Origin of the sequence: Peribacillus sedimenti (assembly GCF_046237635.1) — a bacterium.
Lineage (GTDB): Bacteria > Bacillota > Bacilli > Bacillales > DSM-1321 > Peribacillus > Peribacillus sedimenti.
Genome location: NZ_CP143547.1, coordinates 3,757,004 through 3,771,310, shown reverse-complemented (window position 1 = coordinate 3,771,310; position 14,307 = coordinate 3,757,004). Strand labels below are relative to the sequence as shown.

Annotated in this window: 17 protein-coding genes; 10 read left to right on the top strand and 7 right to left on the bottom strand. The window is 43.5% G+C overall.

Annotated elements, in window-relative coordinates:
- Positions 1 to 121: 121 nt before the first annotated feature.
- From V1500_RS18535 to V1500_RS18525, 3 genes are all read left to right on the top strand, one after another.
- The gene (locus V1500_RS18535; RefSeq protein ID WP_409301530.1) at positions 122 to 1,084 is read left to right on the top strand and encodes an MBL fold metallo-hydrolase; all 963 of its coding nucleotides are present in this window, start codon (positions 122 to 124) and stop codon (positions 1,082 to 1,084) included.
- Positions 1,085 to 1,099: 15 nt separating this feature from the next.
- Positions 1,100 to 1,891 (top strand): SDR family NAD(P)-dependent oxidoreductase, encoded by a 792-nt coding sequence (locus V1500_RS18530; protein ID WP_409301528.1) that lies wholly within the window; start codon positions 1,100 to 1,102, stop codon positions 1,889 to 1,891.
- A 156-nt stretch (positions 1,892 to 2,047) separates the two neighbouring features.
- A complete protein-coding gene (locus tag V1500_RS18525; protein ID WP_409301526.1) occupies positions 2,048 to 2,572 on the top strand; it encodes a DUF3221 domain-containing protein in 525 nt (174 codons plus the stop codon).
- A gap of 169 nt (positions 2,573 to 2,741) precedes the next feature.
- Here V1500_RS18525 and V1500_RS18520 read toward each other — a convergent pair whose 3' ends face one another.
- On the bottom strand, positions 2,742 to 3,527 hold the full coding sequence (locus tag V1500_RS18520; RefSeq protein WP_409301524.1) for a LysM peptidoglycan-binding domain-containing protein: 786 nt from the start codon (positions 3,525 to 3,527) through the stop codon (positions 2,742 to 2,744).
- Positions 3,528 to 3,738: 211 nt separating this feature from the next.
- Positions 3,739 to 4,392: a C40 family peptidase gene (locus V1500_RS18515; protein WP_409301523.1), complete on the bottom strand. Its 654-nt coding sequence runs from the start codon at positions 4,390 to 4,392 to the stop codon at positions 3,739 to 3,741.
- 431 nt (positions 4,393 to 4,823) lie between these two features.
- On the opposite strand from V1500_RS18515, the gene V1500_RS18510 reads away from it, so the two are divergent.
- Positions 4,824 to 6,083: a DNA polymerase thumb domain-containing protein gene (locus tag V1500_RS18510; RefSeq protein WP_409301521.1), complete on the top strand. Its 1,260-nt coding sequence runs from the start codon at positions 4,824 to 4,826 to the stop codon at positions 6,081 to 6,083.
- A gap of 118 nt (positions 6,084 to 6,201) precedes the next feature.
- Positions 6,202 to 6,537, top strand: coding sequence for a YolD-like family protein (locus V1500_RS18505; protein ID WP_409301520.1), 336 nt, complete (start codon positions 6,202 to 6,204; stop codon positions 6,535 to 6,537).
- A 65-nt stretch (positions 6,538 to 6,602) separates the two neighbouring features.
- Here V1500_RS18505 and V1500_RS18500 read toward each other — a convergent pair whose 3' ends face one another.
- Both V1500_RS18500 and V1500_RS18495 read right to left on the bottom strand, forming a co-directional pair.
- Positions 6,603 to 6,818, bottom strand: a complete 216-nt coding sequence (locus V1500_RS18500; RefSeq protein WP_409301519.1) for a CDGSH iron-sulfur domain-containing protein — start codon at positions 6,816 to 6,818, stop codon at positions 6,603 to 6,605.
- Between the two features lie 547 nt (positions 6,819 to 7,365).
- A complete protein-coding gene (locus V1500_RS18495; protein WP_409301517.1) occupies positions 7,366 to 8,304 on the bottom strand; it encodes an alpha/beta hydrolase in 939 nt (312 codons plus the stop codon).
- Positions 8,305 to 8,432: 128 nt separating this feature from the next.
- On the opposite strand from V1500_RS18495, the gene V1500_RS18490 reads away from it, so the two are divergent.
- Positions 8,433 to 8,699, top strand: coding sequence for a YqkE family protein (locus V1500_RS18490; protein ID WP_409301515.1), 267 nt, complete (start codon positions 8,433 to 8,435; stop codon positions 8,697 to 8,699).
- A 424-nt stretch (positions 8,700 to 9,123) separates the two neighbouring features.
- Here the strand turns inward: V1500_RS18490 and V1500_RS18485 are convergent, their stop codons facing one another.
- Together V1500_RS18485 and mciZ are read right to left on the bottom strand one after the other, a co-directional pair.
- Positions 9,124 to 10,044 (bottom strand): aldo/keto reductase, encoded by a 921-nt coding sequence (locus V1500_RS18485; protein ID WP_409301513.1) that lies wholly within the window; start codon positions 10,042 to 10,044, stop codon positions 9,124 to 9,126.
- A 74-nt stretch (positions 10,045 to 10,118) separates the two neighbouring features.
- Positions 10,119 to 10,280, bottom strand: a complete 162-nt coding sequence (gene mciZ, locus V1500_RS18480; protein ID WP_409301512.1) for a Z-ring formation inhibitor MciZ — start codon at positions 10,278 to 10,280, stop codon at positions 10,119 to 10,121.
- A gap of 239 nt (positions 10,281 to 10,519) precedes the next feature.
- Between mciZ and V1500_RS18475 the strand changes: the two genes are divergently transcribed.
- Both V1500_RS18475 and V1500_RS18470 read left to right on the top strand, forming a co-directional pair.
- A complete protein-coding gene (locus V1500_RS18475; RefSeq protein WP_409301510.1) occupies positions 10,520 to 11,071 on the top strand; it encodes an NUDIX hydrolase in 552 nt (183 codons plus the stop codon).
- 1 nt (position 11,072) lies between these two features.
- Complete coding sequence (locus tag V1500_RS18470; RefSeq protein ID WP_409301508.1) at positions 11,073 to 12,266, top strand: endonuclease Q family protein; 1,194 nt, start codon at positions 11,073 to 11,075, stop codon at positions 12,264 to 12,266.
- Positions 12,267 to 12,291: 25 nt separating this feature from the next.
- Here the strand turns inward: V1500_RS18470 and V1500_RS18465 are convergent, their stop codons facing one another.
- Positions 12,292 to 12,855, bottom strand: a complete 564-nt coding sequence (locus V1500_RS18465; RefSeq protein ID WP_409306039.1) for a GNAT family N-acetyltransferase — start codon at positions 12,853 to 12,855, stop codon at positions 12,292 to 12,294.
- A 145-nt stretch (positions 12,856 to 13,000) separates the two neighbouring features.
- Between V1500_RS18465 and spoIIM the strand changes: the two genes are divergently transcribed.
- The gene (gene spoIIM, locus V1500_RS18460; RefSeq protein WP_409301506.1) at positions 13,001 to 13,648 is read left to right on the top strand and encodes a stage II sporulation protein M; all 648 of its coding nucleotides are present in this window, start codon (positions 13,001 to 13,003) and stop codon (positions 13,646 to 13,648) included.
- A gap of 114 nt (positions 13,649 to 13,762) precedes the next feature.
- Entirely contained in the window at positions 13,763 to 14,221 is a 459-nt protein-coding gene (locus V1500_RS18455; protein ID WP_409301505.1) for a Fur family transcriptional regulator, read from the top strand.
- Positions 14,222 to 14,307: the final 86 nt, after the last annotated feature.

Here is a 14,307-nt window from a genome sequence, read left to right as displayed (position 1 = left end):
ATACTGGCAAAATCTTTTTTAATTGATTGTGAATCCGAAAAAACTATGTTTAGTTGAAAAAAGGAGAACAGTCAATAAAATCCACAGGTTTTTATATAACTATAATATTAAGGTGGCATAAATGATGCAATGGAATGAAGGCATAGCAAAGATTTCAGTACCAACTCCTTACCAAGTCGGAGATGTAAATGTTTTTGTCGTAAAAGGGGATGCCCTAACATTAATTGATACAGGGATTAAATCCAGCCGCTCCATGGAGGTCTTGGACCAGCGATTGCATGAATTAGGCCTGAGGCTTCAGGATATCGAGCAGGTTGTTTTAACACACCACCATCCGGACCATTCCGGGGGACTTGACTTCTTTGACGAAAGTATTCCTGTTTTGGGGCATAGGCTTAATCAGAGGTTTCTGGCAATTAGTGAGGAGTTTATTAATCATCATGACCAATTTTTCCGTGAGTTTGCCGGCGTCCTGGGCGTACCTGAAGAATATACGCCGATGATCAGCCAATTTCGAAAAACCGCTAAATATATTGGCCAGCGACATCTGAAAACGAATCTTAGTGAGGGCGATACAATCCCGGGTCTTGTGGATTGGACGGTAATTGAGACACCTGGGCATGCACAAAGCCATATATCCATTTACCGTGAAAAAGATGGGGTGATGATTGGAGGGGACCATCTTCTCGAGAGGATCTCACCAAATCCGCTGATGGAGCCGCCGGTACACAAAGGTGAACCACGGCCTAAACCGTTGCTGCAATACAACGCTTCTCTGAAAAAATGGCTCGATTATCCCATCTCCACCGTTTATACAGGACATGGCAACGAGCTAAATAATGTACCCTCGCTGATTGGCCAAAGGTTTGCCAAACAGCATGAAAGAGCCATGCATGTTAAGAGAATGATCCTGGACAGGCCTGCGACTGGATTTGAAATATGCAGACAGCTTTTCCCTAAGGTCTATGACAAGGAGCTTGGCCTGACGCTTTCCGAAACCGTCGGCCAGCTTGACTACCTGGAGGATTTAGGGGAAATTAAAAGGGAGGAATCATCTGGAGCAATTATTTATTTTGCGCAATAAAATGGAGTGAGAGCTGTGAATAGGTTGAAGGGTAAAAATATCGTCATTACAGGAGCTTCCAGCGGAATAGGCAGGGAGGTGGCCTTACTCGCAGCAAAACAGGGTGCGAGGGTTGTGCTATTGGCACGCAGTGTGGAAAAAATGATGCATCTGGTAGCGGAAATAAAGCGGGAGCACGGTACAGAGGCATACGCATTCAAACTGGATGTGTCCGATACAGAGCAGGTCCGGGAAGTGTTTGATAAGGTAGCATTAACCATCGGAGATATTGACGTACTCGTTAATAATGCCGGATTCGGCTTGTTTAAAGATTTACATGAAGCTGATATTGAAGAAACAAAGGACATGTTTAATGTAAATGTGATTGGGCTTATCGCCTGTACGGGCATGGTTGTGCCTGCGATGAAAAGGAGAAGATCCGGACATATTATCAATATAGCCTCCCAGGCTGGAAAGATTGCCACTCCACGGGCAAGTGTCTATTCTGCAACCAAGCATGCGGTTTTGGGCTTTTCCAACAGCCTTCGTCTCGAGCTGATGGATGAGGGGATATATGTGACGACGGTTAATCCCGGGCCGATAGAAACAAATTTTTTTAATATTGCGGACCAATCTGGGAATTATGTTTCCAATATTCAAAAGTTCATGCTGAAGCCGGAATATGTCGCGCAGAAAATTGTTTCGGCGATGCTAACAAAAAGACGGGAAATCAACCTCCCTCGCTGGATGAGTGCAGGCAGTGTTTTTTATACATTGTTTCCAGGCGTGGTCGAAACGCTTGGGAAAAAGGCTTTCTTTAAAAAGTGATCCTTCATGGCTGCATGAAGGATTTTTTTATGTTTACCGTTGCTAGTCCATCTCTCTCCTTTTTCATCCTATATATTGAATAGCAATGATGTTCGTTTTACAAGGTGTAACCGGGCTTGGCTTATTGCCGTCTAATTAGGCGGGAGGGATCCTAAAATGAATTTCAAGGTCATAATGCACTTCATTGTTATGTTATTTCTGCTGGCCGGTTGTAAGGGTGTATCAGGTCACAAGGTGAAGGTTTCAAAGGGAGAAGACGGATTCATTACGGTTATCGCTGATAAAAAACAAATCCTGGTCAAAAATACCATGTATTCGATAAAAAAAGGGACTGATATTCAAGACTCTGCAGGACATAATTTAGATATTTCAAGCTTGGAAATTGGAATGAAAGCGAAGGTTTGGTATTCCGGAGACATGAAGGAATCAATGCCGGCCCAGGCTGATGCAAAACTGATTGAAATTCAGACTGATATCAGCTCATTAGAGGAGCAGAAGGCTATCACTGCAGCGATTAATGCTGCCAAAAAAGCTGATAGCCAGCAGTTTATGGTTTTGAAGTGTTCGTATTTACAGGATCAGGGGGTTTACTGGATAGAGATGATGGATCGCTCCAATCTTGATGCTGCTTTCGTGGTAACAGTAGATGCGAATTCCTACGAGGTCCTGTTTCACTCTTAAGTTAATCAAGAGATGTCCCCTTTCCAGGCTTAGAAGGGGACTGTTTATTTATGATTTATCTGTATATGGAGTTATGGTTATTTCTGCGGAAACAAAAGATAGTTTTAGATGGTGCGGTGGGTGAGAGGGAAACCAATAGTCTGCAGCAGCTTGCACCGCCGGCAGTTTCTCACTTCAACCTGGCCGTCTGCAGCATGGAGAGCATTTTCATGGTAATTCCCTCTGATTCTTCTATGTTGCGGTAATGCAGGGTGAAGCGGACCAGTTTGCCATCCACCCTTTTCACCACTATATTTTGGCCGATCCTGCTGTTATGTGAGTGAAGGAAGAAACTTGCCCCTTTATAGAAGGGGTGGCCATTATTCGTTTTGATCTCAGTTACTTTGCCTGTGGATTGCAAGTAGTCAGACGAGTTTTTTTTGATGGCTGCAATGGACGCGTTTGAATCTAATACTTCGATGCGCACAAAATAATCGCCATCCTTCTTATTCAATAAAATATATTTACCAGGTTCTTCTTTGCTGTAGCTGAAATCAGCCTTAACTGTCAGGGAAACAGGGATTTTCGATACATCGTAGCTTCCTGTGCTTTTATTGATGGAAACAAGCAGAGACTGTCCGGGCCGGTTGGTGTCTGATTTCAATTTGTTCAGCGTTCTCAACTCGTCAAGACTCATGCCATGTTGCCGGGCGATACTGTATAATGTATCCCCTTTTTTTATTGTTACGAATTTGACCATTTTCAGTGTATCCCCAATGTGAACGGTATCAGATTTTAGATTATTTCCTTTTTTTAATGCTGCCGTTGATGTGCCATGTAGGTGAGCCAGTTCAGTTAATGTATCACCTTTTTTAATTGTGTATTTACTGATGGCGGCATCCGCACCGTTCGAGAAACTTAGCACTGCTGCAAGGCCCATCGATAAGGCAGTCATCTTAATTGTGCACCTTTTCATATTCAAATCCCCCAATCACCTTGTTTTACTTGCAATGATATGACGATAGGAGAGAGCTTATTGTTGCATGCAATCCGAAGATCTTTTGATATCAATAAACGATTTTAGGGCAGGCCTTAAGACTTCGTTGTCCGAAATTTTATAATAGCAAGGTATTAAAAAAGCACAGGCGCTGTCTGGCATCTGCCAGGCGTCTGTGCTTTTATACGGGTTATAATGTTCTCGCACCAAGGTAGCGAGCTTTCCAATACGGATTATCCATATCGGCGATACTGACGCCTTTGGAAGAAGAGGAGTTTATGAATTGGCCATTTCCAATGTAAATTCCCGCATGGGATACACCGGAACCTGAAGTGTTAAAGAATACAAGGTCTCCAACCGACGGGGATGACACCTTTAATCCTACATTCGTATATAGCTGGGATGTAGTTCTTGGCAGGGTTATTCCCTGTGAATTCTGGAATACATAATAGATGAACCCAGAACAGTCAAAGCCTGCACGAGTTGTACCGCCCCATTTATACGGAACACCCAGCTGCTGTTTTGCATAACTGATCAGGGTAGGGACATTTACTTTGTAAACTCCTAAGGAATTAAAGGTTGCTCGTCCGGCAACACCATCTGCAGGTAAACTTTTCGCACGCTGGACCTTAACGACCGCACTTTTTGTGTTTGTTCCATAGTAAGTCGTAAGTGAACCCGAGTATGTAAAATATCCTTTTATTTTAAGCAATGATTGCAACTGTCGGACATCAGTATGTGTTTGTGTCGGACGCAGTGTCTGGTCACCGATATTAGCAAATGTCTGAAGGGGGGATAACATAAATGCCGAGGCGATAGCGGCAGTGGCAATTAATTTTTTCATGTTTAACGGGATCCTCCTGGATTAGCAATCTTGCTAACTATTTATCTTCAATATTGATATATTACAATATCTTTATGACAAAAAACCTCATTTTTATTTACATTTAGATTACAAAAAATGCGTCTTAAGTCTATGATGGAAATGGGAATTTAATCTGTTTTTTTACATGTATTCATGTTGCGATAAGGAATGAAGTCTGTGATTTTAATTTATCAATATAAAATTTAATAGTTTTGTAATATATTTTTGGTAACGGAGGAATATTATTCAATAGATTCCGCTATTTTTCCAGATATTTTTCCAGATTAACGGCAGGTAAATCAAAATGTAGAATAACGCAATAATTTTTCCATTGAATGAGAACGTATATTCGATTAAGATATGGGTATAATAAAAAAACGAACATATATTCTTATCTGGAGGACAATCAGATGGTCGACTACAGCATGATGCCAAACCACCATATTTTGTGCATCGACATGAAGAGTTTCTACGCCAGCTGTTCGGCCGTGATGCATGGGCTGAATCCGTTGGACTGCTATTTGGCAGTAGTTGGCGATACAGAGCGTTCAGGAAGTGTGGTGCTTGCTGCGTCTCCCAGACTGAAAAAGGATTTTGGCATTAAGACAGGTTCACGAATGTTTGAAATCCCCAAGGATCCCCGCATTTTAGTGGTCGAACCCAAAATGGCCACATATTTACGCGTTTCCACTGAAATTACCCGGCTGTTTCATCGATATGTGCCTAAGGAAGCGATTCATGTGTACAGTGTGGATGAAAGCTTCATTAAAGTAGATGGAGCCCATCCGTTATGGGGAGATGCCCGTACCATCGCCGAAAAAATTAAGGATGAAATTGAGCGTGAATTCCAGCTTTCCTGTGCAATCGGCATTGGCCCTAATATGCTGCTTGCAAAGCTTTGCCTTGATCTAGAAGCGAAAACGGAAGGGATTGCAGAGTGGACATATGCGGATGTGAAGACGAAGCTTTGGCCGGTTTCTCCCCTTAATAAGATGTGGGGAATCGGAAAACGGGTGCAAAAAACACTCAATGGCATGGGGATTTTTACTGTAGGGCAGCTGGCGAGCTACAGTCTTGAAAAGCTGGAGGCCAAATTTGGAATCATGGGGAACCAGCTTTACCACCATGCTTGGGGAATCGACCTTTCCGATATTGGTGCCCCCATTATGGAGGGACAAATCAGCTTTGGGAAAAGCCAGATTCTGCTGAGGGATTATAAAGAGGAGGAGGAAGTAAAACATGTCATTTTGGAAATGTGCGAGGAGGTGGCAAGAAGGGCTCGCGCTCATCGTAAAGCGGGAAGAACGATCAGCCTTGGCATAGGCTATAGCCAGGACGAATTTGGCGGAGGATTTCATAGATCCCGCTCCATCCAGGAGCCTACAAATATTACGATGGAATTGTATCGTATCTGCCTGGAGCTGTTTCGGGAAAATTACGTGCCAAAAACAGTGAGGAGCATATCCATCTCACTTTCTAACATTGTGGATGATAACGAAATGCAGCTTACGCTTTTCGATACGTCACGCTGGAAGCAAAGGAAGCTTGGATATACAGTCGACGGCATCCGGCGGAGACACGGATCCAAGGCGCTCCTTCGCGCTGTGTCCTATACGGGCGCAGGCACGGCAGTTTATCGCAGCAAACTTGTTGGAGGGCATAAGTCCTAAGGAGATGACTTCCTGACAGAGCCGGCCTGAACGGGCTAGTTGAGGCAAAAAAGAATAGATGTACCGCAGTCAGGGCGGTTAAGAGGTTTACATGCGCGCTTTAAGGAGGGACTTAACCATGATACGAGATCGGGGACGCATCAAATGGACATCGATGATGCTGCCGGAACATGTGAAAATGCTCCGTGACTGGGCGCACGAAGATACGTTTGAGGAACAGAGGATTTTAGACGAACAGCAGCTGGAGGAGATGAACGCCGCAATAGGAGAGGCGATGGAAACAGGTGCTGCTGTAACGATTATTTATTATGAAAACAAGCGGCATCAGCTGCTGATTGGAAAGATCCATTATTATAATGAACTGCAGCAAAAGCTGCATATCATTGACAAGTTTAATGAGCCGCATTATATACGGATAGCCGATATTTCGGATGTGCGGCTTACTGAAGGCTGATAATGGTTGAAGGCTGTGTCTTTCAAAGGGAAAGGACAGCCTCAAAATTCTGTATACGCCTGTGGTTACAAGCCTTCTTCGTTTTTAGCGACCCTTACTTGTGATTGGAAATTTCCTTTATGGGAGCCATCGCAAAACGGCTTGTTTTGTGACATGCCGCAGCGGCACAGTGAGAACACCGGTTTTGTCTCAATCACATTCCCTTCGCCATCCAGAAGTTCTATTTCTCCTGAAACTCTAAGCGATCCGTTATCGTTTACCTTGATTTGTACCTTCGACAATTAAGCATCCCTCATTTCATATTTTTTGTCGCTATACACCTATCGTAAATGCAGCGAGTAGAATTTTCAAATTTTTTAGGAGGAATATAAAAGGGGAAGCAAATTTACGGAGGTTCCCAGACGGGTGGATTTGTAAGACGGATTGACGCCAACACTTGTGGATAAGATTTCTAACAATGTTGATGGTATGCGGGGGAATCTGATATTACGATACTGTGCAGTGTAAGCGCTATTATGTCAAATTTATTTCAGGGCTCACACCCTCAAAACCGGATAGGAAAAGGGCGATATGGCGTCGTTTCAGCAAAATAACAATGAGAAAGGCCGCAAAACGTTTTAAAGAATTGCGGCTTTTTTATTTAATAGAAAGTATAACTTTTTCAGGTAGACTGATGTCTAGCTTCGAGGTACACGATGTACAAGTGCCGGCGTCGCCAGAACCGACCCGATATGGGACAGTCAGAGTTGGCCCCACAGGATTGGGGCCGGTCAGCGTTGCCACACGTTCTTAGCTGACCATCAACATGTGGCAGTATTTAGCAGAGGGTCATTGCGCTTTCGCTTTTTTATGTGCCTTCGGGTAAACAAGTTCAGTCAGAAAACGGTCAATGACATTTTCGTATTCGCCTGCATTTTCGTTATAGGATTGGGCATGCGCGCCAATGGAAGGCAGATAGATCTGTTTAGGCCCCTCTTTTTCCCGGAAAAGCTCCTTTGTCATTTCAGCAGGGATGAACTCATCGGGTTCACTGTGAATGAACAGGACCGGGTTTTTAATGTTTTTGATATGGCGGATAGGTGATACCTCCCGTGCTCGATAGCCATCACGCCATTTAAGAAATGCATCGCCAATCGGGAGTATCATCTTTGGGGGCAGCGGCAACTCCCGTTTTAGCTGGTGTATGATTTGCTGCTCGAAATCAGAAAATGGACAGTCAGCTATATAAAAATCAGCCCCGTCTTCGATGGACCCGGCATAAAGAAGCAAGGTGGCGGCACCCATGGACTCCCCATGAATGCCAAGCAGTATGTCCGTTCCTTTAAGCCTTTTTAATTCATCGACGACAGCCTTTAAATCAAGTTTTTCATAATAGCCATAGCTGCTCGTTCTTCCGCCGGACTCACCATGGCGGCGATGATCATAAATGACGGCATTGAAGCCTCGTTTTAAAAATAAATTCATATACTTAATGGAATTTATTTTATTTTCCGTTACACCATGGCATATGATAATCCATTTGTTAGATTTATTTGGTTCTACAAACAGGCATTTCAGTTTATAGCCTGAAGGGGAATTTACCCAGTGCTCGGCTTTTGGAAGTGCATCATAATCATCTTCAACCAGGCGCTTCGCAGAGATTTCCCGATTGCGGATAAAATCATCCTTCTTTTTACGCATGTACATGATTCGATTCGAAAAATATACGCCAATTCCTAAAAACGTCACAAGTGTGCTTCCCAATAAAATAAGCAGCTTCCTTCTCAATGCCATCACGTCCTGTTCTTTCGCAGTTAGTTTTTATTTTACATGAAAAATGAATCGGTAAACATACCAGTCCGCCTCAGGAGGGATTCAATGCTATAATAAAAGTATGGAGCAGGGAGGAATTCTTAATGAAAAATAAAGGAAAAAAACAAAAAAATGTACAGCAAGCCAGCCATAAGCGGACAAATGATGATTCCTTGAAGCTGGGTGATTTAGTCAAGGGAGACATTATGGAACAGCTGCGAAAAACACAAAAACAGCTTGCTGACGAGGAATCAGCAAAAAAGGAAGCGGAAGAAGCGAAAAAGAAAGAGGAAAGACGGCTGAAAGAGAAAAATAAATCCTTTGAAGAATTGCTAAATGAGAGCGGCATGGATTGGAGGAAATTTAAATAAACGTCTGTAAAAGATGAATTCTTGGGCAGCTGTTGCATATGGCTTCATCTTTTTTATATATGGTTACCCCAGTATTATATTCATTGCCCGATAATCTAAGAAACCAGTGACCGTTCCCGTTCGGTGGCTAAGCATCGAGAATGGGCTCTTTCCTGCAAACTGGCAGTAGAGAAAAACGGGATGCGCTCGCCCGGCCGCGACAGGCATAAGACAGCTTCCTCTCCGGTCTCACCCGGAGAGGTCATATTTGGCTCGTTTCCAGCATCCTTGGGTATATTACATGATGAAAATGCGATTATTTATTTGAGGACATTTAAGGTTTGCATCCTCGAATAAAGGCCGCACAAAGGGAATGGATTTCAAGGTGCATTCCCCGGATTCTTTTGTATATCATTTGAAGCTGGGATGAACGATTTTTGCAAAGTTAATTTCTGTGGGCCTCGTACACTGTCGTTTTCGCAAGCTGCTTCAGAAGCTCGATTTCCTGGCTGGATAAAGGCTCACTGCTGACGGCGGCACAATTTTCACGAAGCTGCTCCACAGAGCTTGCTCCAGGGATTACAGCACCTACCGCTTGATGAGAAAGGATATATTGCAGTGCTGTTTCATTCATATGCCTAGGTGAAAGCTTGTCCTGAATGGCATGAAGCAATTCGGACAGCTCCTGATAACTATAATCAAGATAGCCGTTTTCTTTTACAGATCCGGCAGCTTTATCGAACCATCTATCACTTAACAAGCCCTTTGCAACAGGTCCTCTTGCTATAAGGGAAATATGGTTTTCCTCAAGCAGGGGGATCCATTCTTCCGGCCTGCGGTCGAGCAGGCTGTATTGCATCATATTTGAAACGATGGATGACCTTTCTGCATACTGCTTGATCACGTTTGGCCGAATGGAAGAAATGCCGTAATAGCGGATATAGCCTTCTTTTATTAGATCTTCGAATGCCCCGATTGTTTCGCTTATATTATCTTCAATGGTTCCGCCATGTAATTGATATAAGTCAATATAATCCGTCCCCAGCCGCCTTAAACTGTCTTTTACGGCTGTCTTTATGTATGAGCCTGATGCATCCCAGCTCCAGCTGTCTTTGCTTTCATTCCAGCGGTTTCCTACTTTTGTCGCTATCACTACCTGATCTCGGACTGATTTCAATGCTTGGCCTACGATTATTTCATTTTGGCCAAAATCATATAAATCGGCTGTATCAAAATAGTTGATCCCCTCATCAACGGCGGCAGAAATGATACTGGCAGCCTTTGTCTCATCCGTGCCAAGCGACATGCACCCAAGTCCTATCTCCGTAACATACAAATCAGAATTGCCCAGCTTTCTTTTTCTCAAGATAACCGTCTCCTTTTTCTGTTATGCATTCTATTGTAAGGGAGACCGGCCCATAACTGCAAAAGGATTGATTACTATTTGATACGAGTAAGGTTTTGCGGTGAATCGGGCTTTGGTCTTGCGTTGATCCACTCACTGACGTACCCATACTTATTCTTTAATTCCCGTAATTTATTTCTAATCTCCCAGGCTTTGCCGGCCATTACGAAACCATTATCCAAAACATAAACCTTCACGTTTATTCCTCCAGACATTTTGTAAGTTGAATAACACCCCGATTGACTGGTCTAACCCTCGTAAATGGTAAGGCCAGTCTTATCCCGGAATAACGGACAGTAAGGGAGGGCATATCAAGAAGCGTAACTGTTCGTAACAATCCGATGGACTTGCCCAACCATCGTAAATGGTTAGGCAAGTCTTAGTATGGTAAAATGTATGAACAATGATGCTTTTATTAGAACAAGGAGTGGGATGTATGAAAAAGTTTGAGGAAAAGACAATTTCATCGGAAAAGGTTTTTGCCGGGAAAGTGATTTCGCTTCAGGTGGATGAAGTTGTGCTGCCGGATGGAAAGCATTCAAAGCGGGAAATTGTGAAGCATCCTGGTGCCGTGGCGGTAATTGCAATCACGCCTGACAATAAAATGATCATGGTCGAGCAATATCGAAAGCCGCTGGAACGGAGTGTGGTGGAAATTCCGGCCGGAAAGCTGGAAAAAGGGGAAGAGCCCCTATATTGTGCGGCAAGGGAGCTTGAGGAGGAGACGGGTTATGAAAGTAAAAAAATGGAACACCTTATTTCTTTTTATACCTCACCGGGCTTCGCTGATGAACTGATTCATATTTTCCTTGCAGAAGACCTTGTAAAGAAGGAGAATGCCGCTGCCGGCGATGACGATGAATTTGTCGAGGTACTGGAACTTACATTGGATGAGGCAGAAGAGTATGTGAGAATGGGGAAAATATATGATGCCAAAACCGCATATGCTGTACAGTTCATGCAGCTTAGAAAGGCGCTGAACCGCTAACATGAATTCGTATTTCGCCGATTTGCATATCCATATCGGCCGTACCGGCAGCGGAAGGGCCGTAAAAATAACTGGCGCCAAAACCCTGACACTGCAAAACATCCTGGAAATTTCGAGCCGGCGGAAGGGGTTGGATATGATTGGCATTATCGACTGCCATTCTCCGGAAGTACTGGAAGAATTGGAAAATCTGATTTCTGAAGGCAAGCTCACCGAGCATCCAAGGGGAGGATTACAATTTGGCAAGACTGTTCTGATTCCCGGATCAGAAATAGAGATTAATGATCAATACTGCCATGGACCGATACATATACTAGCCTTTTTCCCTACAATAGATGCAATGAGAGCTTTTTCCGGCTGGATGGCCGGCTATGTCACCAATATTCATTTAAGCTCACAAAGAATATATTGTGAAGGCAGGCTGCTCCAGGAGAAGGTCAAGCATTTTGGAGGGCTGTTTATTCCGGCTCATGTATTTACACCTTTTAAAAGCCTCTACGGCAAAGGGGTAGAAAAAAGTCTGCGGGAGGTTTTTAACCCGGAGTTAATTGACGGAATTGAGCTTGGTCTTAGCTCTGATACCGAAATGGCCCGACAAATCGCAGAGTTGGATGATTATGTTTTCCTGAGTAATTCAGATGCTCACTCGCTTGGAAAAATAGCCAGGGAATATCAGGAGTTTCGGTTGGAGGAGGCCAATTTTAGTGAACTGGAAATGGCCTTGAAGGAAATGGACGGTCGAAGGGTTTCAGTGAACTATGGTTTAAATCCCCGATTAGGTAAATACCACGAAACCGTATGTGCCGCCTGCAGCCATAAAATGACTGCTCCTGCAGCCGTATGCCTGGCATGCGGCAGCCACAAAATCATTAAGGGTGTATCCAGGCGGATAGCCGAACTGGCCCGGATGGAGGGTTCTGGCAAGAAACGGGCAAGGCCGCCATATATTCATCAGGTTCCGCTAGATTTTATACCAGGATTGGGCCCAAAAACAATGGAACGGCTGCTTGAAACATTTGGTACGGAAATGGATATCATCCATCGGACACCTAAGGAACTGCTTAAACAGGTGGTGCCTGAAAAGGTAGCGGAATATATCGATCTGGCTAGGAATGGCGAACTTCAGATTGAAGTGGGCGGAGGCGGCAAATATGGAAGAATTAAAACACATTCGAACGGCGACAGCCTGGAATAATCCCGGCGTGTCGCCGTTTTGTTAATTATTCGGGATATTTTGCAAATACACATGTGTGGCGTACGTATTTCCCATCCGGACTAATGCTGTCATTCCAAAGAATTCCCTCCAGTGTGAAACCCAGTCTCTCAGGTATTCTTCGGCTGCTTATATTGTCGGGGTCACAGCGGATTTCTACCCTGTTTGCTCCGTAATAATCTAAGGCGAAGTCCGTAAGTGCCTCAACGGCTTCGATTATGTAACCTTTTTTGCCATGCCTAGAGTCAACCCAGTAGCCAATCTCAAATTTAGGGACATTCCAATTGATTCGGTGAAGGCCGGTCGATCCGATAAAAACATCATCTTCTTTTCGATAAATGTGGAGCCTGAAATCCTCGCGTTTTATAAAACGTGCATAGGAATCCCTCACCCCAGCCTCCGTTTCTTCTTCAGTCTGGGCATTCTGGGCGAAGGGGAGCCACTGTTTTAACTCTTCCCGTGAACAATTGACGGCTTCAAATACATCCTTTCCATCGCCCGGCTGGCATGCGCGTATATAAAGCCGTTCAGTCTCGATTCTCTCTGGAAATTCCTTTAAAATCGGATTCATCATTCTATCCCCCTATGTAATATTGGAAGATTATAACATAGATTGATGCCTGTGACAGCGTAAATTTCCGTTGATCTAAAATCTGGTCATAATCAGTTCGGGAATTTAATAGAATCTACTAATGAGAAACGGGAGGGTTACAAGGATGAAGAAGGTGACTTTATTTCAAAATGCGGCTTCACGGCATATATATGAAAATTCATCGTTATATATGTTTATTACCGTCCTGTTCCTGATGGGAGTGGTATTTGGGGCTATACTGGTGAATAGTCTAAGCTATACGCAAAAGGAAGATTTATTCTATTATTTATCCCGATTCTTTGGACAGGTATCGCAAGGTAAAATAGCCTCTGACCATGAAATGTTCACCCAGAGCCTGAGTCATAATCTAAAGTATATCAGTTTCATTTGGATTCTTGGTATATCCATCGTCGGCCTTCCGATTATTTTAATACTATTATTCTTAAAAGGAATGGTAGTCGGCTTTACTGTCGGCTTTCTAGTAAATCAGATGGGCTGGAATGGATTTCTGCTCTCATTCGTGTCGGTATTGCCGCAAAATATCTTTATTGTGCCGGTGTTTATAATAATCGCCGCGTTTGCTGTCTCCTTGTCTGTCAAGATGATCCGCCGTCTTTTCCTCAGGCAGGTGAGAGAGCCATTAAAACCGAGTATTTACCGATATATATTGACACTCGGGTTGTCGATTCTATTTTTGGCGGCAGCAGGTGCAATTGAAGCTTATATTTCACCTTCCCTTATGAAAGGGGTTGTCAGCTATCTCGGTCAATGATAATAATTATTATTTAAGAAATAATATTTTAACTTCCTTAGAATAAATGTATTTTGACTATGCATCGCCATTTGATATAATGATAAAGATAGCGGCGCGGGAGGGGAAAGTGATATGGAAAACAGAATTGATAGAATAAAAAAACAGTTGCACTCGTCTAGCTATAAACTCACGCCTCAGCGAGAAGCAACCGTCCGCGTATTACTGGAACATGAAGAGGACCACCTAAGCGCAGAAGACGTTTACCTCCTCGTCAAAGAAAAATCGCCGGAAATTGGCCTGGCAACTGTATATCGGACTTTGGAACTGCTAACTGAACTTAAAATTGTGGATAAGATCAATTTCGGGGATGGAGTTTCCCGTTATGATCTAAGGCAGGAAGGTGCCGCGCATTTCCATCATCACCTGGTATGCATCGAGTGCGGAGCGGTTGATGAGATTCAGGAAGACCTTCTGGAAGATGTCGAAGCAATTGTTGAAAGAGATTGGAACTTTAAAATAAAAGACCATAGATTAACGTTTCATGGCATTTGCCATAGATGTCAGGAAAAACAAAAAACAGAAGAAGAATAATTTTCAGCCGTTTCCCTTAGTGGAAAGGCTTTTTTTATATTCACCCGAATATGAAGCGAAAGTGCTATGTGGTATCGTATAAGGCG